The 22,334-nt window shown below is 65.4% G+C and carries 16 protein-coding genes; 8 read left to right on the top strand and 8 right to left on the bottom strand.

Annotated features, from left to right (window positions below):
• Window positions 1-352 precede the first annotated feature (352 nt).
• The 5 genes from PSEEN_RS14495 to PSEEN_RS14475 form a co-directional block, all read right to left on the bottom strand.
• A complete protein-coding gene (locus PSEEN_RS14495; RefSeq protein WP_011534285.1) occupies window positions 353-3,967 on the bottom strand; it encodes a hypothetical protein in 3,615 nt (1,204 codons plus the stop codon).
• 302 nt (window positions 3,968-4,269) lie between these two features.
• Complete coding sequence (locus tag PSEEN_RS14490; protein ID WP_011534284.1) at window positions 4,270-4,902, bottom strand: LysE family translocator; 633 nt, start codon at window positions 4,900-4,902, stop codon at window positions 4,270-4,272.
• A gap of 213 nt (window positions 4,903-5,115) precedes the next feature.
• Window positions 5,116-6,213 (bottom strand): alkene reductase, encoded by a 1,098-nt coding sequence (nemA, locus tag PSEEN_RS14485; RefSeq protein ID WP_011534283.1) that lies wholly within the window; start codon window positions 6,211-6,213, stop codon window positions 5,116-5,118.
• 206 nt (window positions 6,214-6,419) lie between these two features.
• Window positions 6,420-7,430, bottom strand: a complete 1,011-nt coding sequence (locus tag PSEEN_RS14480; RefSeq protein WP_011534282.1) for an aldo/keto reductase — start codon at window positions 7,428-7,430, stop codon at window positions 6,420-6,422.
• 184 nt (window positions 7,431-7,614) lie between these two features.
• A complete protein-coding gene (locus tag PSEEN_RS14475) occupies window positions 7,615-9,156 on the bottom strand; it encodes an FAD-dependent oxidoreductase (RefSeq protein WP_011534281.1) in 1,542 nt (513 codons plus the stop codon).
• 185 nt (window positions 9,157-9,341) lie between these two features.
• On the opposite strand from PSEEN_RS14475, the gene PSEEN_RS14470 reads away from it, so the two are divergent.
• The 4 genes from PSEEN_RS14470 to PSEEN_RS14455 all read left to right on the top strand — a co-directional run bounded on the left by PSEEN_RS14470 (window position 9,342) and on the right by PSEEN_RS14455 (window position 16,823).
• A complete protein-coding gene (locus PSEEN_RS14470; RefSeq protein ID WP_011534280.1) occupies window positions 9,342-10,484 on the top strand; it encodes a MexC family multidrug efflux RND transporter periplasmic adaptor subunit in 1,143 nt (380 codons plus the stop codon).
• A gap of 15 nt (window positions 10,485-10,499) precedes the next feature.
• Window positions 10,500-13,628 (top strand): efflux RND transporter permease subunit, encoded by a 3,129-nt coding sequence (locus PSEEN_RS14465; protein WP_011534279.1) that lies wholly within the window; start codon window positions 10,500-10,502, stop codon window positions 13,626-13,628.
• A complete protein-coding gene (locus PSEEN_RS14460; RefSeq protein WP_086009443.1) occupies window positions 13,628-15,031 on the top strand; it encodes an efflux transporter outer membrane subunit in 1,404 nt (467 codons plus the stop codon). Before PSEEN_RS14465 ends, PSEEN_RS14460 begins: the two co-directional genes overlap by 1 nt.
• A 217-nt stretch (window positions 15,032-15,248) precedes the next feature.
• The gene (locus tag PSEEN_RS14455) at window positions 15,249-16,823 is read left to right on the top strand and encodes a sensor domain-containing diguanylate cyclase (RefSeq protein ID WP_011534277.1); all 1,575 of its coding nucleotides are present in this window, start codon (window positions 15,249-15,251) and stop codon (window positions 16,821-16,823) included.
• Here PSEEN_RS14455 and PSEEN_RS14450 read toward each other — a convergent pair.
• Window positions 16,820-17,329, bottom strand: a complete 510-nt coding sequence (locus PSEEN_RS14450) for a GNAT family N-acetyltransferase (protein WP_011534276.1) — start codon at window positions 17,327-17,329, stop codon at window positions 16,820-16,822. The two genes, PSEEN_RS14455 and PSEEN_RS14450, sit on opposite strands and share 4 nt — an antisense overlap.
• A gap of 257 nt (window positions 17,330-17,586) precedes the next feature.
• On the opposite strand from PSEEN_RS14450, the gene PSEEN_RS14445 reads away from it, so the two are divergent.
• From PSEEN_RS14445 to dksA, 3 genes are read left to right on the top strand one after another with little or no spacing between them, the layout of a single operon-like run.
• Complete coding sequence (locus PSEEN_RS14445) at window positions 17,587-18,147, top strand: gamma carbonic anhydrase family protein (RefSeq protein WP_011534275.1); 561 nt, start codon at window positions 17,587-17,589, stop codon at window positions 18,145-18,147.
• Between the two features lie 2 nt (window positions 18,148-18,149).
• A complete protein-coding gene (locus tag PSEEN_RS14440; RefSeq protein ID WP_011534274.1) occupies window positions 18,150-19,499 on the top strand; it encodes a dihydroorotase in 1,350 nt (449 codons plus the stop codon).
• Between the two features lie 37 nt (window positions 19,500-19,536).
• Window positions 19,537-19,944 carry an RNA polymerase-binding protein DksA gene (dksA, locus tag PSEEN_RS14435; protein WP_011534273.1) on the top strand — a complete coding sequence of 136 codons (408 nt, stop codon included), beginning with the start codon at window positions 19,537-19,539 and terminating at the stop codon, window positions 19,942-19,944.
• On the opposite strand, the gene PSEEN_RS14430 is transcribed toward dksA, so the two are convergent.
• Both PSEEN_RS14430 and PSEEN_RS14425 read right to left on the bottom strand, forming a co-directional pair.
• Window positions 19,941-20,654 carry an MgtC/SapB family protein gene (locus tag PSEEN_RS14430; RefSeq protein WP_011534272.1) on the bottom strand — a complete coding sequence of 238 codons (714 nt, stop codon included), beginning with the start codon at window positions 20,652-20,654 and terminating at the stop codon, window positions 19,941-19,943. The two genes, dksA and PSEEN_RS14430, sit on opposite strands and share 4 nt — an antisense overlap.
• 338 nt (window positions 20,655-20,992) lie before the next feature.
• Window positions 20,993-21,763 (bottom strand): class I SAM-dependent methyltransferase, encoded by a 771-nt coding sequence (locus PSEEN_RS14425; protein ID WP_011534271.1) that lies wholly within the window; start codon window positions 21,761-21,763, stop codon window positions 20,993-20,995.
• 73 nt (window positions 21,764-21,836) lie between these two features.
• Here PSEEN_RS14425 and PSEEN_RS14420 point away from each other — a divergent pair, with 73 nt between their 5' ends.
• Window positions 21,837-22,301 (top strand): sterol desaturase family protein, encoded by a 465-nt coding sequence (locus tag PSEEN_RS14420; protein WP_011534270.1) that lies wholly within the window; start codon window positions 21,837-21,839, stop codon window positions 22,299-22,301.
• Window positions 22,302-22,334: the final 33 nt, after the last annotated feature.

Here is a 22,334-nt window from a genome sequence, read left to right as displayed (position 1 = left end):
TGGATGTCGCCTTGATGTATCCAACCCGAACACCCTGCTGTTCGTCAGCCGCGACCGTGAGTTTGTGTCGTCGCTGGCCGCCTGCATTGTAGCGGGACTTACAATGACTACCTGCGCCGTCAGGGAGTGCTGGTTTCAACTTGGGTCGAGCGGGCTCGCCAGTAGCTTCGCCAGGCAAGGCCCCTCTGAACTGTGCCTATCATTTGCCGGCTTTGCCGGTGAACGCAACCTGAAGAGACGCAACCACGCCAGGCTGATCAAGATGCTCCAGCGGTGAATTTGGTACATGACGACGAGAAATCTGCATTCAAGACTTGAGTGATATTATTCATGAGTTTTACGTCCGGACGTATCATTCATCAGGCACTGTATCGATCAGGCTGAAGTTCACCTTTCCGGGTATTGGGATCGGTTCGTAGTAATGTGCGCAAGTTAATTCAAGAATAAATTCTCCAATTCCATATAAATGTTCTACGCTACACTCTACCCCCTCTGGTGAAAGAGGAGTCCAATTCACTGGCTTGCAAATTAAACGCAGCTGGGGATTGTCCTTGCGTTGATGCAAGCTAACGGAACCTCCCAACTCCACCAAAGGGCTTCCCGGCTTTAGCGTCACCTCTATTAGGACCGGTGTGTCATGATCGCGAAGTTCAATAGAAATTGGATTAATACTCACCTCGTCTGCAATTTTTTGCGAGATCAAGTGCTCCCTGTCAAATCGAATCGTCGACGAAAAACCTTCAACATGAAGTTCCAGGCCGAAAACCCCGCTCACGTCGACACCTGTCAGTGACCACTTCAGGTCTTTGGCCTTGCCGGTCTTCTTTTCAGAATAGGGGGGCACTGCTATTACCTTGTCTTCCGTTACATTTGCGATTTTATTGAATGTCAGCCATGCAGTAATCGCTACATCCTCTAGTGGACTACCCGCCAAAGGAGACAGGTCGAGAGGTTCTGGCTCTCCGCGCCTAAAAATAACTCGGCCTTTTTGCATAGGCCCACCGATGTACGCCAACAGTTCATCCTCCAATTTCGACGACACGAGTAGTGAATTAGAGAGTGCCAGTGGTTCTTTAAAATTATCCATCTTGATCTTCAGATCAAAAACACCTCGGACCGCCTCTCCCTTCAATGTCCAACCCAATCCCGGCGCTGAGAAATTTTGCTTTTCTTCATAGTCCGGTGAAGCGGTCACTTTGTCGCGGCTCAAACCACCACCGGCAAAGATCAACTGGAAGTCGTATTGAAGCTTCAATATCGGGCTCCCGGGTTTCGCATGAAGGCTGACAGGGTGTTCCGTATCTTGATGCAGAACCAGCTGTGACTCCACCCTCTCATCATCCCGTGTCACATAAACTTCGTCACTCAAGCGTTCCGAGACCAAGATTGACTCCGGATAATCCAGCATGTAACTAAACCCATCTACCCTGACGCTCAAGCCAAACCAGCCGCTGGCGTTCTTGCTGTCCAGCGTCCAAGTCAGCCCCTCTGCCGTCATTATGTTTGCTTCACCGTACTTCGGTGATGCCGGTATCTCCTTCTCCGCCAACGCTCCCTCGCCCCCCGTGAAGTTGAGGCTACATTTGGACTCGGCCAGCGCTAAAGGGCTGCCAGACTTTGGCTTGCACTGGAGACCGTATCTCTTGTTGCGACGAAACATCAGCCTGGGCGACTCTTCCACCCCCCCCTCCCACTGCAATTCCACTTCGTCGCTCAAGTGCTTGGAGAGCAGGATCGATTTCGGATAGTTCAGTTGGGTATCGAACCCCTCTACCGCGACGATCAAATCAAACCAGCCGCTGGCGTTCTGGCTCTCCAGCCTCCAGCCCAGACCCTCTTCCGTCATTTTCCTTTTATCTCCGTACTTCGGTGATGCCGGTATCTCCTCCTGCGCCAACGCTCCCTCGCCGCCCACGAAATTTAAGCTGCAGTCGAGCTCGGCCAGTGCCAGTGGGCTGCCCGCTTTGGGCTGGCAGAGAAATTCGTAGCCACCGTTGCGACGAAAAATAAACCTGGGGTATTCGTTGCCCGCGTGGGTAAACACGACTTCGTCGCCCAAATTGCTGGAAAGCAGCACCACCTTCGCAATCGTACAGGGTGAGTCAAAGCTCTCCACCTTGATGTAGAGAGTACAATTGCCGCTGACGTTTTCGTCCCCCTTCAGCGTCCAGCTCAGGCCTTCTGCCGTGATGGGCTCTGGCTTGTTATAGGTCGGAGTGGCAGTTAACTTGTCCTGTTTCAGGCTGCCCTCCTCGAATTCGATCCAGCCCTTGAGCCCCGTTCTGCCCAACGGTGTGTTCCTGTGGGCCTTAGGAACCAACTTTATGGTCAAGGACTTGTTGCGCCGTAGTACCAGAACCTTGCTACCTAAATCGACGTCTCCATCGTCGTTCTCTATGACCACGGTTGCATCGTTGTAGAGGTGGCTGGACATCAAGTAGCCCGTTTCCAACTTCAACGGCGTCGTGAAACCCGGCATCTCGACATGCAGGCCAAACTCGCCGCGGCGATTGTTGGGCTTGATCGTCCAGGTGGCATCCCCCTCTTCGCTCACCGCGTTCGGCTTTCCGTAGGCTGGGACGGCGCTCAGGTAGTTGGCCGTCAAGTACTCTTCCTTTTTATCGAACATCAGCGTGGCTTCAAGCCCTGCCAGGCCCAACGGGCTGCCATCCTTGGGTACGATGCGCACGGTCTTATGCACGCCGGCCTGGAAAATCGGCGGCACCTTGTCCGCACTGAGCGCGATATCCCATTCGGCTTCATCCGCCAGGTTCGCCGACATCTGCACCCCATCCAGGTGAAATGGTACGCCCTGGCCCAGCGTCTGCGACCACGCCTGCAGCGTGAACTGCCCGCTCTGCTCGCCAGCGGAGACGTCCCAGGTGAGCCCCTCTTTGGGCATCGTCCGTCCGCTCTTGGGTTGGAAGTCGATGCCCAGTTGGTTGGCGCGCCGACGCAGGCTGCCCTCGAACCAATCCAGCGTGATCATGTGACCAACAAAGTAATCGTCTTCGCCTTGAGGGGTGAGGGTCAGCTCGTACTCAACACCGCGAGTCAAGCGCATCCCCAGCGCGGAGGGATCGACCACAGGTCCACCTTTTTCACGAAGGACCACCGTCATCAGCTCATTCCAAGGCGCTTTGACAAAGGCCCTGAGTTCCCTTGCGTCAACTGTTTCGTGGCCAAATGCGTCTTTGCAGGCCGCCTTGACTGTCACATAGTCGTCCTTGATGTCCTCTTGCGTGAGTGAGAAAGCAAACGCCGACGTGCCATCCGCGTTGGTTTCGATGCGCTGGGGCGGCTGGACACCGATTGTCCATTCCACCTCTACCCCTGGGATGGCACGCGTGTCGGCGAAGGCGCTGCTCACCGTGGCAACCAGGGTTGTGGGTTTTGCACCGACGATCGGGACTGTGCCGTCCCAGGCCAAGTCGGTGATGCCGTACCAGGGATCGCCCACGTGCGCGTCGATTGCATACTTGGGCGCTTGCCAGTAACTGCCCAAGGCCAGCTTCACGTCGCCGGACAGCACGTCGTCATCGCTGGTCGCGGTCAGCATCCAGTCAGCCCCGGCGCTGGGCAGATCCTGATAGCGTTCCGTCTCGTCGCCATCGGCCATGTGCAGGGGGGGCACGGTGCTCAAGCCGTGTTTACCTGGCAGGTTTGAGTTCGTGCTCAGCCAGCGCAGGCTGAGCGGTTGCCCCACCCAGGTACTGCCCTCCGGCGCCTTGACCTCCAGGCGATGCTCGGCGCCGTGGCACAGCTTGAATGGCGGCGTTGACTGAGTGATATCGTCATCCGGATTTTCATCCGGCGAGAGCACGACCAGGCACACCGGCGACTCGACTACCTTTTGGGGGGCTTTGACGGCTTTCCAGGTGAATACTTTGGTGAGCAGGCTGACAAATGCCAAGACCGTCACCCTGAGGGTCGAGAACAGGTTTGAAGCTCGAGAGCGTCCGGACATGGCGGCCTCCGAAGTGCATATGCATGGTTTCCGAAGACCTTAGTGGGTATGGCTATCTGTCGAAACTGGCAAAAATGCTAGGTACGCAGCCCATTAAACCCGGGTGTTCACCGGCTCGAGGGCAGCCAATTGGCTTGGTATGACCTCTGTAGTATCGGCTTCAGCTGTGATCAACCGCGAAGCGGGTCCGGGCAGGCGTTGTCTGCATCGCGGCTGAAGCCGCTCCTACAGGATGTCGGTTTTACCGGTAACGGTGTCATCACAGCAGCAGGTTGCACGAGGCAGGGGGAGAGAAGTGAGGCCTACACCGCCCTGGCATTGAGCAGGCGCACGCCCAGGCCGATGAACAGCGCGCCGGTGGCCCGCTTGAACCAGGCGGCCAGGGGCGACGCCTTCAGGCGCAGGCCGAAGCGGTAGGCGGTGAAGCAATAGAACGAATGCACCAGGCAGACGATCAGCGAGCCGCTCAGGTACATCGCCGCGAACTGGCCGAAGATCGGCCGACCGGGCTCGAGGAACTGCGGCAGGAAGGCGCAGAAGAACACCAGGGTCTTGGGGTTGCTCACTGAAACCAGGAAGGCTTCCACGGCAATGCGCCATTGCGTCTGGGGTGGCGTGGCCGCGGGTGGGGCGGTCGCAGCCGAGGTGCTGCTGGGCGCCAGCAGCTGGCGCAGGCCGAGGTAGATCAGGTAGCCGGCGCCCACCAGCTTCAGCACCAGGAACGCCGTGGGCAGCGAGATCAGCAGGGCGCCCACGCCCATGGCCACGGCGGTGATGGTCAGCAGTTGCGCGGTGAGGTTGCCAAACAAGGTCATGCCCATGCCGGAGGGGCCGTAGCGCAGGGCGTTGCGCACGGTCAGCAGGACGTTGGGGCCGGGGATCAGCGAGGTCAGCAGGTAGGCGAAGGAGAAGGTCAACCAGAGGTGCAGGGCCATGGAGCGCGTCCTTTGCGCAGGGAAAGGTGCACAATGCCAGCAATCTGACCAATTCACCACGGTGTTCGCCAGCAAGGCTGGCTCCTACAGGTGGGAGCAACTGTCTTGCAGAGTATTCGCTGTTGACGCCTGCCCTTGTGGGAGCGGCCTTGTGTCGCGAATGGGCCGCTCCCACAAGGATCGCGCAAGGCGTGAGGAGAACAAGGGCTGTATTCAGGCCTGTTTCAGGACGGGGTAGTCGGTATACCCCTCGGCCCCATTGGCGTAGTCGAACTGTGCGCGGTGCTCGTTCAGCGGCGCCTGCAGCCGCAGGCGTTCCACCAGGTCCGGGTTGGCAATGAACGCACGGCCGAATGCCACCGCATCGATCAGCCCGCGGCTGAGAAGGTCCTCGGCTTTTTCGGCGGTATAGGCGCCCGCCGCCACGATCACCCCTGGATACACCGCGCGAATCGCCTCGCGGAATTCATCGCGCAGGGGCTGGCCACCGGCCCAGTCCGGTTCGGACAGGTGCAGGTAGGCCAGGTTGCGCTTGGCCAGCTCACCGATCAGGTACAGCCCGGCCGCTTCCTGGTCCTCGCCGTTGTCCACGCCATTGAAACCACCCAGCGGGAAGATGCGGATGCCGACCCGGTCGGCGCTCCACTGGGCGATGGCGGCGTCCACCGCTTCGAGCACGATGCGCGCACGGTTCTCGACACTGCCGCCGTAGCGGTCGTCACGAATGTTGGCACTGGGGGTGAGGAACTGGTGCAGCAGGTAGCCATGGGCGGCGTGCAGTTCGATGAAGTCGAAACCGGTCTCGCGGGCGTTGGCGGCGGCCTGGCCGAAGTCGGCGACGATCGCGGCGATCTCGGTTTCGCTCAGGGCACGTGGCGCGGAGGTTTCGACGCGGATCACCTTGCGGTTTTCGTCACGCAGCGAGGTCCGGGCGTTGGCCGGCAGCGCGGAAGGCGCCACGGGCGCGTCGCCGTTCGGTTGCAGCGAGGTGTGCGACACGCGGCCGGTGTGCCAGACCTGCACCGCACTGTGGCCGCCGTCGGCATGGATGCCTTCGTTGACCTGGCGCCAGGCGGCGATCTGCTCGGGGGTGTGGATGCCCGGCGAACCGGAATAGCCCTTGGCCTGGAAGGAGATCTGCGTGGCCTCGCTGATGATCAGCCCGGCGCTGGCGCGCTGGCGGTAGTACTCGGCCATCAGAGGGGTCGGCACATCGCCGGGTTCCAGGCTGCGCAGGCGGGTCAGGGGGGCCATGAAGACCCGGTTGGGGAGTGTCAGCGGGCCGAGCTTGAGAGGTTCGAAGAGTTTCATCGGGGCTCCATCGGAAAGTTGATTCGATGGCGCGCACGATACCGAGGTGATTGGGGAATAGGGGGACCGGTACCCCGGCGTGTGGCTCCCCAATTGGTGTGTCCTCTGTAGGAGCGGCTTCAGCCGCGATCACCCGCCAAGCGGGTGCCATACACCGCGTCGGCCGCATCGCGGCTGAAGCCGCTCCTACAGGTCCTGCGCGACCCTCATGCCCGCGGCAAACGCCCGGTCACGAAATGCGCCACATCGTTGAACCCGGGCGTCGAGGCATGCCCTGGCGTCACCAGCGAATCGATGAAGGCTTCGTCCTCCGCCGTGACCTTCACCTCCAGCGCCCCGGCGTAGGTGTCCCACTGCGCCTCGGTGCGCGGCCCGACGATGGCCGAGCTGACCAGGCGATTGTTCAGCACCCAGGCAATGGCGAACTCGACGATGCCGACGCCCTTGGCCTCGGTGTAGGCATGGATCTTCTGGGCGATGGCTAACGACTCCTGGCGCCATTCCACTTCCATGATCCGCTTGTCCTGGCGCCCGGCGCGGCTGCCGGCATCCGGTATCGAGCCCGGCGCGTACTTGCCGCTGAGCACGCCACGGGCCAGGGGGCTGAACGGCACCACGCCCAGGCCGTGGTAGGTGGCGGCGGTAAGCTGCTCGGGCTCGGCCTGGCGGTTGACGATGTTGTACAACGGCTGGCTGACCACCGGCTTGGCAACGCCCAGGCGTTCGGCGACGTTGCAGATCTCGGCGATGCGCCAGCCGCGGAAGTTGCTCACGCCCCAGTAGCGGATCTTGCCCTGGGCCAGCAGGTCGCCGATGGCGCGCACGGTCTCTTCCAGCGGCACCGCGTGGTCCTCGCGGTGCAGGTAGTAGATGTCCAGGTAGTCGCTGCCCAGGCGGGTGAGGCTGGCTTCCAGGGCATTGAACAGGTGCTTGCGCGACAGGCCGCTGCGGTTGGGCACGCCGTCGACCGGGCCGTAGCCGGCTTTCGAGGCGACGATCCAGTCCTGCCGGTTGCGCGCCACCGCCTCGCCGACGATCTCCTCCGAGCGCCCACCGTTGTACACGTCGGCAGTGTCGATGAAGTTGATGCCTTGGTCCCAGGCCTTGTCGATGATGCGCAGCGCGTCTTCGGTGCTGGTCTGCTCACCGAACATCATGCTGCCCAGGGTGAGGGCCGAGACTTGCAGGCCAGAGTGGCCGAGGGGGCGGTAGATCATGCTCGCGGGTCCTTGTCAGGCGAAGTGATCCAGTGGTTTTACACACAACCGCACCTGTTTGAAAGGGCCGTGGAACAGGGTTGCCTGTAGGAGCGGCTTCAGCCGCGATGCCGGCGCCGCGGTGTTTGGCACCCGCTTGGCGGGTGATCGCGGCTAAAGCCGCTCCTACAGAGGTTGTGCCAGATCATTGAGTCACGTGGCTGGCGGTGTCGATCAGTTCTCGGGCTTCGCGGCTCGACAGCGGCCGCTTCATCCGCTGCGACAACACAGCCATGGCATCCGAGTAACCCTTGGCGATCACCGCCTCGACCTCGTCGTCGATGCACTGCAGGGCAATGAAATCGCCATGCTCCGGCTCGCCGACGAACTCGATGCGGTTCCAGTAGCGGCCATGCCCGAGCACTTCGTAGGTGCGCCCGTGCTGGTAGGTCCAGAAAAACGGCACGTCGTCATAGCGGCGCCGCTCGCCGAGCATGTTGGCCGCGGCAATCACGCCGTGCTGCTGGGCCAGGCGCCAGTGTTCGATGCGCACCGGGCGCCCGGCGAGGGGAAAGCGGGCGATGTCGCCGGCCGCCCATAGGCCGTCGCAGGCTTGCAGGTGCGCGTCCGCTTCAATAGCGCCGTCCTCGCCCAGAGGCAGGCCCTGCACATAGCGCGTCGCCGGCGAGACGCCGGTGCCCAGCAGCACCAGCGCAGTGGCCAGCCGTTCGCCGTTGGCCAGCACCACTGCCTCGACCCGTTCCTTGCCTTCAAAGGCGGTCACTTCGGTCGGGCCGTGGAACACCACGCCCTTGCGTTCATGGAGTTCACGCAGCGTTCGGCCAATGCGCTCACCCAGCTGCTTGACCAGCGGGATCGGATGGCGCGTGACCACATGCACCTGCAAGCCGTACTTACGCAGGGCCGAGGCGGCTTCCAGGCCGATGAACCCGTCCCCGACGATCACCACCGGCTGGCCGGGCTCGGCCAGGTCGAGCAAGCGCGCGGCATCTTCCCGCGAGCGCAGCACGCAGATGCCGGGCAAGTGGGCGCCAGGCAGGTCCGGGCGCCGGGGTTTGCCGCCGGTGGCCAGCAAGGCGGCGTCGTACTTGAGCGGCTTGCCGTCGGCGAGCGCGATCTCGCGCTTTTCGACATCCAGCGAGCGAACCTTGGTGTGCAGGCGTTGCAACTGGCCCCGGCGCAGGTCGTCAGGCTCCAGCAGCGACGGCACTTCGTCCGGGGGCATCTGCCCGGCGATGACGAATTTGCTCAGGGCGGTACGGTCGTAGGCGCTTTGCGGCTCCTGGTCGATCCAGACCAGCCGCCCGCCGAAGCCATGGCCGAGCAAGGTCGCCACGGCGGCGCTGCCCGCCGCGCCCGCGCCGATGACGACGAAGGTGCGGGCATCGCTGTGCAGGGGCGGTTCGGCCCTGGGCAGCGGCTGGTCGTCCACCCAGACCTGGCCATCCTTGACCTGCACCGGGTAGCGGCGCAGGTCGACCAGCGCCGGGGGCTCGCACACGGCGCCTTCATCCATGGCGAACGCGGCCTTGTGCCAGGGGCAGACCAGCAGGCCGGCGCAGATCACGCCTTCATCCAGGGGCGCCCCGGCGTGGGGGCAATTGCCCTGGTAGGCGCGCACCTGGTCGCCGTGGCGCACCAGGATGACCTCTTCAGTACCGGCCTGGACTCGCAGCGGGCGCTGCTCATCGAGCTCGGCGAGGGTGGCGACGGCATGCAGGGCCATGGGCGTTCTCCTTGAGTCCAGTGTGTTCATTTGACGCCTGCCCATGGCCAAGGGTGCCACGAGGTGACGATCGGCCACCGTGATTACAATCTTTAACAAGAGAATCAAATGAGACTAAATTGACTCAATAACGCTTTCTGAGTACCATTCGCGCCGTTTTCAAATCAAAGGCTCGGGTGAAATTCATGGGCAACTTGCGTGCAATTGGGGTGGTCGGCCTGCTGGCGGCGGCGATCGCGCTGTCGGGCTGTGACGGGGCGGATCAGCCCCAGGCCGCGGCCGAGGTGGTGTATCCGGTGGAGGTGGTGACCGTGGCCAGTGAACCACTGGCCCTGGCCTCGACCCTGCCGGGCCGGGTCGAGCCGATGCGGGTGGCCGAGGTGCGTGCCCGGGTGGCCGGCATCGTCCTGCACAAACGCTTCGAAGAGGGCGCCGACGTCAAGGCCGGCGACGTGCTGTTCCAGATCGACCCGGCACCGTTCAAGGCCGCCCTGGCACGGGCCGAGGGTGACCAGGCACGTGCCCAGGCGGTGCAGCAGGAAGCCCAGGCGCGGGTCAAGCGCTATGAACCGCTGGTCAAGATCGAAGCGGTCAGCCAGCAGGACTTCGACAGCGCCACCGCCGAGCTGCGCAGCGCCCAGGCCGCCGTGCGTTCAGCCCAGGCCGACGTGCAGACCGCGCGCCTGAACCTTGGCTACGCCACGGTCACCGCGCCGATTTCCGGGCGCATCGGCCGCGCCCTGGCCACCGAGGGGGCGCTGGTGGGGCAGGGCGACGCCACGCTGCTGGCGCGTATCCAGCAGCTCGACCCGATCTATGTCGACTTCACCCAGTCCGCCGCCGATGCCCTGCGCCTGCGCCAGGCCCTGAAGGACGGCGCGTTGGCCGGTGGCGACGACAAGGCGCTGACGGCCCAGGTCGAAGGCACCGACTACCAGCGCCAGGGCGCGCTGATGTTCACCGATGTGGCGGTCGACCGTGGCACCGGCCAGGTCAGCCTGCGCGGGCGCTTCGACAACGCCGACGGCATTCTCCTGCCGGGCATGTACGTGCGCGTGCGCACCCCACAGGGCACCGACCAGCAGGCCATCCTCGTGCCGCAACGCGCCGTGCAGCGCGGCAGCGATGGCGAGGCGCGGGTGATGGTGGTGGGCACCGGCAACCTGGCCGAGGCGCGCAGCGTGCGCACCGGCGTGATGCAGGGCGCGCGCTGGCAGATAACCGAGGGCCTGCGCGCCGGTGACCAGGTCATCGTCGGCAGCCCGGCGGGCCTGGTTCCGGGCACGCCGGTCAGCCTGGCCCAGGCACAACAGGCCGCGGCGCAATAAGGCGAGGGTAGCGAGATGTCCAAGTTCTTCATCAATCGGCCGAACTTCGCCTGGGTCATGGCGCTGTTCATTTCCCTGGCCGGCCTGCTGGTGATCCCGGCGCTGCCGGTGGCCCAGTATCCCAGCGTGGCACCGCCACAGATCTCCATCACCGCCAGCTACCCGGGCGCGTCGGCCAAGGTGCTGGTGGAGTCGGTGACCAGCATCATCGAAGAGTCGCTCAACGGCGCCAAGGGCCTGCTGTACTACGAGTCCACCAACAACTCCAACGGCGTCGCCGAGGTGCTGGTGACCTTCGAGCCCGGCACCGAGGCGGACATGGCCCAGGTGGACGTGCAGAACCGCCTGAAGCAGGCCGAGGCGCGCATGCCCCAGGCGGTGTTGACCCAGGGCTTGAAGGTTGAGCAGGCCAGCGCCGGGTTCCTGCTGATCTACGCCTTGACCAGCAAGGCCAGTGACAGCGGCGACACCACGGCCCTGGCTGACTACGCCGCGCGCAATATCAACAACGAACTGCGGCGCGTGCCCGGCGTGGGCAAGCTGCAGTTCTTCGCTTCAGAGGCGGCCATGCGAGTCTGGGTCGATCCGCAGAAGCTGGTGGGCTATGGCCTGTCCATCGACGACATCAACAATGCGATTCGTGGCCAGAACGTCCAGGTGCCGGCCGGCAGCTTCGGCAGCACCCCGGGGGCCAGCGAGCAGGAGCTGACCGCGACCTTGGCGGTGCAGGGTACCCTCGACACCCCCGAGGCGTTCGCCGGCATCGTCCTGCGCGCCAACCCGGACGGCTCCCGCGTGCTGCTCGGCGATGTCGCGCGCCTGGCCATCGGCAGCGAGAACTACAACCTGTCGTCGCGCCTGGACGGCCATCCGGCCGTGGCCGGCGCGGTGCAGCTGGCGCCTGGCGCCAACGCGATCCAGACCGCGACGCTGGTCAAGGAGCGTCTGGCGGAGCTGTCGCAGTTCTTCCCGGAAGGCGTCGAGTATGCGGTGCCCTACGACACCTCGCGCTTCGTTGACGTCGCCATCGAGAAGGTCCTCCACACCCTGGCCGAAGCCATGGTGCTGGTGTTCCTGGTGATGTTCCTGTTCCTGCAAAATGTGCGCTACACCCTGATTCCGTCGATCGTGGTGCCGGTGTGCCTGCTGGGCACGCTGATGGTGATGAAGCTGCTCGGCTTCTCGGTGAACATGATGACGATGTTCGGCATGGTCCTGGCCATCGGCATCCTGGTGGACGACGCTATCGTGGTGGTGGAGAACGTCGAGCGGCTGATGGCCGAGGAAGGCCTGTCGCCAGTGGCGGCCACGGTCAAGGCGATGGGGCAGGTGTCCGGGGCGATCATCGGTATCACCCTGGTCTTGGCTGCAGTGTTCCTGCCGCTGGCGTTCATGTCAGGTTCCGTGGGGGTGATCTACCAGCAGTTTTCCGTGTCACTGGCGGTGTCGATCCTGTTCTCCGGCTTCCTGGCCCTGACCTTCACCCCGGCGCTGTGCGCCACGCTGCTCAAGCCGGTGCCCCACGGTCACCATGAGAAAGGCGGCTTCTTCGGTGCCTTCAACCGCGCCTTCGCCCGCGTGACCGAGCGCTACTCGGTGATGAACAGCGCCCTGGTGGCCCGCGCCGGCCGCTGGATGCTGGCCTACGTCGGCATCCTGGTGGTGCTCGGCTATTCCTACCTGCGCCTGCCGGAGGCCTTCGTGCCGTCCGAGGACCTGGGCTACAGCATCGTCGACGTGCAACTGCCACCGGGCGCCAGCCGGGTGCGTACCGACCACACCGCCGAAGCGCTGGAGCAGTTCCTGATGTCCCGCGAGGCGGTGGCCAGCTCGTTCATCGTCAGCGGCTTCAGTTTCTCGGGCCAGGGCGACAACGCCGCGCTGGCGTTCCCCACCTACAAGGACTGGTCCGTGCGTGGCCAGGAGCAGTCGGCCGAGGCGGAGACCGCGGCCATCAACGCGCAGTTCGCGGCCAATGGCGACGGCACCATCACGGCCGTCATGCCGCCGCCAATCGACGGCCTGGGCAACTCCGGTGGTTTCGCCCTGCGCCTGATGGACCGTGGCGGCCTGGGCCGCGAAGCGCTGCTGGCGGCCCGTGACCAGTTGCTGGCCCGCGCCAACGGCAACCCAGTGATCCTCTACGCGATGATGGAAGGCCTGGCCGAGGCGCCGCAGCTGCGGGTGCAGATCGACCGCGAGAAGGCCCGCGCCCTGGGCGTGAGCTTCGAGACCATCAACAGCACCCTGGCCACCGCCTTCGGTTCGGCGGTGATCAATGACTTCACCAATGCCGGGCGCCAGCAGCGCGTGGTGGTGCAGGCCGAGCAGGGCGAGCGGATGACCCCGGAAAGCGTGATGCGGCTGTATGCACCCAACGCCAGTGGCGAGCAGGTGCCGTTCAGCGCCTTCGCCACCACCAAGTGGGAGGAGGGGCCGGTGCAGTTGGTGCGCTACAACGGCTACCCGTCGATCCGCATCGCCGGCGACGCCGCCCCGGGCGCCAGCACCGGCCAGGCGATGGCCGAGATGGAGCGCCTGGTCAGCGAGCTACCGCCCGGCATCGGTTACGCCTGGACGGGCCTTTCGTACCAGGAGAAGGTCTCCAGCGGCCAGGCCGCCGGCCTGTTCGCCCTGGCGATCCTGGTGGTGTTCCTGCTGCTGGTGGCCCTGTACGAAAGCTGGGCGATCCCGCTGACGGTGATGCTGATCGTGCCGATCGGCGCCCTGGGCGCGGTGTGGGCGGTGATGCTCACCGGCATGCCCAACGATGTGTACTTCAAGGTCGGGCTGATCACCATCATCGGCCTGGCGGCGAAGAACGCCATCCTCATCGTCGAGTTCGCCAAGGAGCTGTGGGAGAAGGGTTACAGCCTGCGTGACGCCGCCATCGAGGCCGCGCGCCTGCGTTTCCGACCGATCGTGATGACTTCGATGGCGTTCATCCTCGGCGTGGTGCCGCTGGCCATCGCCACCGGCGCCGGCGCAGCCAGCCAGCGCGCCATCGGCACCGGGGTGATCGGCGGCATGCTCAGCGCCACCTTGCTGGGCGTGGTGTTCGTGCCGATCTGCTTCGTCTTCGTGCTGACGCTGCTCAAGCGCAAGCCTGCCCCTGTGAAACAAGCGATCGAGGCCGTGGAGTGATGGACATGCGTAATTTCGTTTTGCCCTGTGCGCTGGCCTTCGCCCTGGCCGGCTGCTCGCTGGCGCCGACCTACCAGCGCCCCGAGGCGCCGGTCGCGGCCCAGTGGGGCGATGCGGCGGCCCATCAGGGCCGGGCGGTGGAGCAACTGGACTGGCAGGCGTTCATCGTTGACCCGACGCTGCGCCAGTTGGTCGCCACCGCGCTGGACAACAACCGTTCGCTGCGCCAGACCCTACTCGACATAGAGCAAGCTCGTGCGCAGTACCGTATCCAGCGTGCCGACCGGGTGCCGGGCCTGAACGCCGGGGCCTCGGGTAATCGTCAGCACCTGCCGGCGGCACTGGCCAGCGATGGCCGCGAAGGGGTGAACAGCACCTACCAGGTGGGGTTGTCGCTGCCGGAATACGAGGTGGACCTGTTCGGCCGGGTGAAGAGCTTGAGCGACGCGGCGCTGGAGCAGTACCTGGCCACCGAGGAGGCCGGGCGCGCCGCGCGCGTCGCCCTGGTCGCCGAGGTCAGCCAGGCCTACCTGACCCTGGACGGCGCCGAGCGCCGCCAGGCCCTGACCCGCCAGACCCTGGCCAGCCGCGAGGACTCGCTGGCCCTGGTCGGCCAGCGCCGCGCGGCCGGCACCGCTACCGCCCTGGACCACCAGGAAGCCCTGGGTCTGGTGGAGCAGTCGCGGGCCGAGCTGGAAACCACCGTGCGCCAGCAGCGCCAGGCGTTCAACGCCCTGGTGCTGTTGCTGGGCAGCAGCGAGGCGGCCAAGGCCATTCCGGCCGAGCGTTCCGCCGCGCCCATGGTGCTGCAGGAAATTGCCCCGGGCGCGCCGTCGGCGCTGCTCGAGCGGCGCCCTGACATCCTCGCCGCCGAACACCGGCTGCGGGCGCGAAACGCCGATATCGGCGCGGCGCGGGCGGCGTTCTTCCCGCGCATCAGCCTGACCGGCAGCTTTGGTACCTCCAGTGCGCAGATGTCCGGCCTGTTCGAGGGCGGCTCGCGCAGCTGGAGCTTCATGCCGCAACTGTCGCTGCCGCTGTTCGACGCCGGGCGCAACAAGGCCGGCCTGAGCCTGGCCGAGGCGCGCAAGGATTCGGCGGTGGCCGCCTATGAAGGCACCATCCAGACCGCCTTCCGCGAGGTGGCCGACGCCCTGGCCGCCACCGACACCCTGCGCCGCGAAGAGGCTGCGCGCCGGGCCCTGGCCGACACCAGCCAGGCGACCCTGGCGCTGGCCAAGGCGCGCTACGAGGGCGGGGTGGACAACCACCTGCGCTACCTCGACGCCCAGCGCAGCAACTATGTGAACGAGGCGACCTACATCGAGGCCAGCACCCAGCACCAGCTGGCCCTGGTCGACCTGTTCCGCGCCCTGGGCGGCGGCTGGCCGACGCAAATATGACATGACACCCGGTAGGAGCCAGCTTGCTGGCGAACAGGTCGTGTCGACGATTGGCCGGTTCGCCAGCAAGCTGGCTCCTACAGGCAGTCAAAGACCTCCTTTGGTTGGGCATTCCAGCCACCTCGGCCCCTGGACCCCGTGTCCCGGGGCCTTTTTTTGCCTGCAAGCGCCTGGGCTATAGTCATGGGCGGCAAAGGCAAGAGGGCAATGGATTTCAATGCGTGCAGCCAGGAAAGCGACCGAGGACGGTGTCTACGCGGTGACCAGCGAGGGCAGGGCGACGGCGCTGTTCCGCCTGGTGCTGTGCTTCATGGCGGTGGTGATGCTGGCCTTCGTGCTGATCGAGGGCTGGCGGATCTGGCGCGACTATCGCCAGGCGTTCATCAACGCTGACCATGCGGTGACCAACCTGGCCCGGGCCACCGGCCAGCACGCCGAAGATGCCATCCGCCAGGTCGACGCTATCACCGCCGCGTTGGCCGAGCGCCTCGAGGGTGATGGTTTCGATCACATCGATCGGCCCCGGCTGCACGCCTTGCTCAAGCAGCAGGCGGCGATCATCCCGCAGCTGCACGGCTTGTTCGTCTACGCCCCCGACGGCAGCTGGATCGTCACCGACAAGGACGTGGTACCCCCAGGCGCCAACAACGCCGACCGCGACTATTTCATCTACCACCGCACCCACCCGGACCGCCAGGTGCGCATCGGTTCGGTGGTGCGCAGCCGCTCCACCGGCGACCTGATCATCCCCATCTCGCGGCGCCTGGACTACCCCGACGGCAGTTTCGCCGGGGTGCTGCTGGGCACCATCAAGGTCGACTGGTTCGTGCGCTACTACGGCGACTTCAAGATCGACGAGCGCGGCGCGCTGGTGCTGGCCATGCGCGATGGCACCATCCTCGTGCGCCGCCCCTTCGTCGAGCAGGTGATCGGCCGCAGCCTTGCGGCCAGCGAGATCTTTCGCAACCACCTGCCCTACGCCAGCGAGGGCGTGGCCGAGGCGGTGGCGGTGGTTGATGGCACCCCGAGGTTGTATGGCTTCCGTGTGCTGTCGAGCTACCCGCTGGTGGTGGAGGCGGGGCTGTCGCGTGAGTCGATCATCGCGCCCTGGCGGCACGACATGCTCAAGTCGGTGGCGGTGCTGGTGCTGTTGCTGATCGGCCTGGCTGGGTTTGGCTGGGTGGTACTGCGCCAGCTGCGCGAGCGGATCGCCATCGAGCGCGCCTTGCACCAGGCGCACCAGACGCTCAAGGCCATGGCCCTGACCGACAGCCTCACCGGCCTGGGCAACCGCCGTCGTCTCGATGCCGTGCTCGAACCCGAGATCCGCCGTGCGCGGCGCCAGGGGCAATCGCTGGCGCTGGTGATGTTCGACCTGGACCACTTCAAGCCCTACAACGACCGTTACGGTCACCCGGCGGGGGATGCGTGCCTGCGGCAGTTCGGCGAGCTGCTGCGCCAGGCGCTCAAGCGCCCGGGTGACCTGGCGGTGCGGTATGGCGGGGAGGAGTTCACGCTGCTGCTGCCGGACACCGATACCCAGGGCGCCGCGCTGATCGTCCAGGAGATCCTGCACGCGTTGCGCCACGCGGCCATCGAGCACCTGGGCAGCCCCTTGGGCCAGGTGTCGGCCAGTGCCGGCATCGCCGTGGCGGCGCCTTCGCTGGAGAACGTCACCCCGGAGAACCTGATGACGGCGGCGGACGAGGCGCTGTACACGGCAAAACGCCAGGGGCGGGATCGCTATTGCCTGGCGGGGAGTGTGCAGGCCGGGGTGCGCAGCGGCCCCTAGATGCCGAGGGGCAGGCGCATGGCGCAGCGCCCCTCCAGGCCGTGCGCGCGCTCCTCGGCCAGGATCGCGGCCAAGCGGTCGTCCAGGTGCCCGGCTGCCAGCACCTTGAACCCAAGGCGGGCATAGAACGGCCCATTCCAGGGCACTTCGGCGAAGGTGGTCAGGGTCACTGCGTGCAGTCCTGCTGCACGGGCTGTCTGGATCGCCTGGTCGAGCAGTTGCCGGCCAAGCCCTTGGCCTTGGGCTTGCTGGCAGACCGACAGTTCGTGGATGTGCAAGTTGTCGCCGACCACCGCGGCGCAGATAAAGCCCAGCGGGTGGTCCCGCTCGTCCACAGCGACCCAACTGCCGCCCACAGTCTGGAACCGCGCATTTTCCGCCTCATCCATCACGTCGCTGTCCGCCAGCCAGGCCAGGGCCGGGTATTGCCTGAACGCCTGGGCGGCGGAGCGCTCGAGGTCGGGGAGCAGGGGTAGGTCCTGGGCGAGGGTGGGGCGGATGGTCATGAACGGTACTCGATGTGTGGGCACGGGGTTGCCTGGCGATTGTGCCGCAAAGCGAGTGGTCGATGTTCGCTGGCAAACCATTGATCTGATCCGCCCTCTGTAGGAGCGGCTTCAGCCGCGATCACCCGCGCAGCGGGTGCCAGGCAGCGCGGTGCCTTCATCGCGGCTGAAGCCGCTCCTACAGAGGGCAAGGGTGCTTGCGAATTAAATGTTATAATATAACAATTGATTGCCTTCTTTCCCTCAGGACTTCTCCCGTGATCCGCAGAAACCCCTCCGGCCATCTCCCCGACATCGCCGAGTCGGCCTACATCGACCCGACCGCGATCATCTGCGGCAAGGTGATCATCCACGACAACGTCTTCGTCGGCCCCTACGCGGTGATTCGCGCCGACGAAGTGGATGCCAGCGGCGACATGCAGCCGATTGTCATCGGCGCCAATTCCAACATCCAGGACGGCGTGGTCATCCACTCAAAGTCCGGCGCGGCGGTGCGCATCGGCCAGTTCAGCTCGATCGCCCACCGTTCCATCGTGCATGGCCCTTGCCAGGTCGGTGACCGGGTGTTCATCGGCTTCAACAGCGTGCTTTTCAACTGCCAGGTCGGCGATGGCAGCGTGGTGCGGCACAACTCGGTGGTCGATGGCCGTGACCTGCCCGCACGCTTCTACGTGCCACCCACCGAGCACATCGGCCCGCATACCGACCTGGGCCGCTTTCCACCCGTCAGCGTCTCGGCATCCGAGTTCTCGGAGGACGTGGCGCGCACCAATATCGACCTGGTGCAGGGCTACAAGGCCCTGCGCAATGAGTTCTGAGCATGGACGAACTGTTGCTGCGCAATGCGCGCATGGTCAATGAAGGGCGTGAATTCGAAGGCGACCTGCTGGTGCGCCAGGGCCGGATCGAACGCATCGCCGGCAGCCTGGAAGGCGCCCGGGCGCGGTGCGAGATCGATGCACGGGGCGCCTGGTTGTTGCCCGGGATGATCGACGACCAGGTGCACTTTCGCGAGCCGGGCGCGCCGCACAAGGGGTGCATCGCCAGCGAGTCGCGGGCGGCGGTGGCGGGGGGCATCACCAGTTTCATGGACATGCCCAACACCCATCCGCCGACCCTGACGCTCGAAGCGCTGGCCGACAAGAAGCGCAGGGCGGCGGCCAGTTCGCTAGCCAACTATGCCTTTCACTTCGGCGTCAGCCGCGACAACCTCGACACCATCGCCGCGTTGGACCCGCGTGAGGTGGCCGGGGTCAAGGTGTTCATGGGCGCCTCGACCGGCAACATGCTGGTGGACGACCCGCAGGTGCTGGAAAAGCTGTTCATCTATACCCCAACCCTGCTGCTGGCCCACTGCGAGCACACCCCGAGCATCCTGGCAAACGAAGCCCGCTGGCAGGCGCACCATGGCGAGTTCATTCCACCCGCCGCACACCCGCTGATCCGTGACGCCGAGGCCTGCTATCGCTCGTCCAGCCTGGCGGTCGAGCTGGCCCGGCGCTTCGGTACCCGGCTGCATGTGCTGCACCTGACCACCGCGCGCGAACTGGAACTGTTCCAGCCGGGCCCGGTGGCGGGCAAGCGCATCACCGCCGAGGTGTGCCTGCACCACCTGCTGTTCGACGATGGCGACTACGCCAGCCTCGGCCACCTGATCAAGTGCAACCCGGCGATCAAGACCCGCAGCGACCGTGACGCCCTGCGCCGGGCCCTGGCCGACGACCGTATCGATGTGATCGGCACCGACCATGCGCCGCACACGCTGGAAGAGAAACGTCAGCGCTACAGCCGTGCGCCGTCAGGCTTGCCGCTGGTGCAGCACGCGTTGCCGGCGGCACTGGAGCTGGTCAGCGAAGGCGTGTTGAGCATGGCGCAGGTGGTGGCCAAGACCAGCCACGCGGTGGCCGAGCTGTTCGCCATCCGCGAGCGTGGTTTCCTGCGCGAGGGCTACTGGGCGGACCTTGCCCTGGTCGAGCGCCTGGACACGCCGCGCGCGGTGGCCGACGACCCCGTGCTGGCCCGTTGCGGCTGGACGCCGTTCCAGGCACGTGGCTTCCACCATGTGGTACGCAGCACCTTGGTGTCTGGGCAATTGGCCTGGCATGAAGGACGCGTACAACCACATTGCCAGGGCCTGCCACTGATGTTCGATCGCCCACGCCCTATGTAGGCGCCGGCTTGCCGGCGAACCCGCCAGGAGAAACACCATGACCGAAGACCAATTGCTACAGCAATCCACCGACGCCTACATGAGCGAACCCCAGCGCCAGTTCTTCCGTAACCTGCTGCTGACCCAACGGCGCGAGCTGCAAGCGCGTATCGAACAGGAATTCCGCGCCCTGCGTGAACAGGAAGTGCACAGCGACGCGGCTGACCTGGGCAGCGCCGAGGAGGAACGCCACTGGCAACTGCGCTCGCTGGAGCGGGAAAAGAAGCTGCTCGACAAGATCGACCAGGCGCTGGAACGCCTGGTCCGCGGCGACTACGGCTGGTGCGCGGAAACCGGCGAGCCCATCGGCCTGCGCCGCCTGCTGCTGCGCCCCACCGCGACCCTGAGCATCGAGGCCAAGGAGCGCCAGGAACTCAGGGAGCGCCACCTGCGCAGCGACGGCTAGTCGGCCTCCAGCACAGGGCGTTGCAGTTGCCAGCGTACCGAGCTCACACCTTTCTCCAGGCTGACCCGGCTGACCAGGCGCTCCAGCGAAGTGGGCGCCTGGGGCGTGCCGAGCAGCTCGGCGCGCACTTCCAGGCGCATGGGGTCGGCCAGGTCCTCGCTGTGCAGCGATTGCAGGCGCAGGCCTGGGTCGCTCAGGCTGTGCAGCATCAGGCTGCGCACCTGGATCTCATCCTCGGCGCGGCAGACGATGCGCACCTCGAAGCGCTGCTCGACCTCGCTGGCCGGCACCATGTCCTGGCGGTCCAGGCGCTGGGCGATATCGCGCAGCAGAATGTTGGCGCACAGCACCACCAGGCTGCCCAGCGAGGCTTCGAGCAGCAGCCCGAGGCTGCACAGCACGCCCACCGCCGCGGTGCACCAAAGGGTGGCGGCGGTGTTCAGGCCGCGTACGTTGAAACCATCGCGCATGATCACGCCACCGCCGAGAAAGCCGATGCCCGACACCACGTAGGCGGCGATGCGCGAAGCGTCGGTGGGCGCCATGCCCGGCACCGCCTGGGTCATCAGCACGAACAGGCAGGCACCGGTGCTCACCAGCGCGTTGGTGCGCAGGCCCGTCAGGCGCTGGCGCAGTTGACGCTCGGCACCGATCACGGCGCCGAGCAGCAGGGCCACGCTTACGCGCAGCAGAAAGATTTTCCAATCCATAGCGAACTCCGTTTGCGCGGGCGATGGCCCGCGGCAGCGCCGGCCGAAGACGGCGCGATTGAAAGCGAGGAATGCGCAGGACCACGCGCCATGCCGGGTGGCAAGGCTGCTGGAAAAGAGGGGTGCTCAGCCATGGAGGGCTGGAGGAAACCACCGTCTACCGGGTGCGGCGAGACAGTGGCAGGAACGCTGCCGGACTAGCTCGCCGTGTGGGCCTGTCGCAATCGACTGGGGCTACTGTCCAATGCAGGGGACTCCTGTTGAAGGGATGCTTGAGTGCGCGGCGGACCATACGCCTTGACCGCCAACGGGTCAAGGCGCGGAACATGACAATCCGGTTAATCCAGGCGCTGGCAGCGGTAGGCCTGGGTCTGGTAGGGGAAGGCGATGCGCTCGCGGCCCTTCAGATCGGGGTGGTGGTCGATCAGGTCCTGCAGCCGCGCCATGACCTTGTCCTGCTCGACCTGGGGCAGGGCGGCGATGAAGCTGACCGAGCGCAGCCGTTCGATGATCACGGTCTGGGGGCTGCCTTCGTGGACATGGGGCAGGGTGGTCAGGGTCGGCGCGCTGAACCAGCGGCCGTCGAACGCCTCGCGCCAGCGGCCGGTGTGAAAGCGAGGGGTGTCGCCTTCGTAGGGGGTGATGATCTCGGTGATGCGCGCCACCCAGTCCACCGACTCGTCGCGCACGTTCCACACCAACCCCAGCCGTCCGCCGGGGGCCAGCACGCGGTGCATTTCGGCCAGCGCGGCGGCGTCGGCGAACCAGTGGAAGGCCTGGGCGCAGACCAGCACCTGCTGGCTGGCGTCGGCCACGGGCATGTGCTGGGCGGTGCCTTCGAGCACGGGTACTTCGGGCAGTTGCTCATGGAAGCGCTCGCGCATGGCGGCCACCGGCTCCACCGCCGTCAGGCGTGGTGCCAGCGGGGTGAGCAGGCGGGTGAACTTGCCGGTGCCGGCGCCCAGGTCCAGCACCGTCGTGCCGTTGCCGACGCCGAGTGTGTCGCGCAGCCAGCCCTGCAGCGCGATGGGGTAGTCCGGCCGGCCCTGTTCGTAGTTGCCCGACTGGCGGGTGAAGCCGGTGCTGGCCGAGGCGTGTACATCCTTCATGGAAAATCCCTCCGTATGACCTGCCGGCAATGTTACCCTTGCGCCTTTCGTTGCCAACCCCCCGGATCGTCTCATGTTGTTCAACCTCGCCATCCTGTTCGGCACCCTGGTGGCCATGGAAGGCGTCGGCACGCTGGCCCACAAGTACGTCATGCATGGCTGGGGCTGGTGGCTGCACCGCTCGCACCATGAACCGCAGCTGGGCATGCTGGAAACCAACGACCTGTATCTGCTCGCCCTCGGGCTGATCGCCACGGCGCTGGTGGCGCTGGGCAAGGCCGGGCATGCGCCGTTGCAGTGGGTCGGCGGTGGAGTGGCCGGGTATGGCGTGGCCTATGTGCTGGCCCATGACGGTTTCTTTCACCGCCACTGGCCACGGGCGCCGAAGCCGGTCAATCGCTACCTCAAGCGGCTGTACCGGGCGCATCGGCTGCACCATGCGGTGAAGGGGCGCGAAGGCAGTGTTTCGTTCGGGTTCTTCTACGCGCCACCGTTGCGGGTGTTGAAGCAACAGCTGAAGCGGCGCAGGGGCCTGTAGGAGCGGCTTCAGCCGCGAACACCCGCGAAGCGG

The organism is Pseudomonas entomophila L48, assembly GCF_000026105.1.
GTDB classification, from domain to species: domain Bacteria; phylum Pseudomonadota; class Gammaproteobacteria; order Pseudomonadales; family Pseudomonadaceae; genus Aquipseudomonas; species Aquipseudomonas entomophila.
The sequence above is the reverse complement of the archived record's forward strand: the minus strand, read 5'-3'. Positions and strand labels throughout refer to the sequence as shown.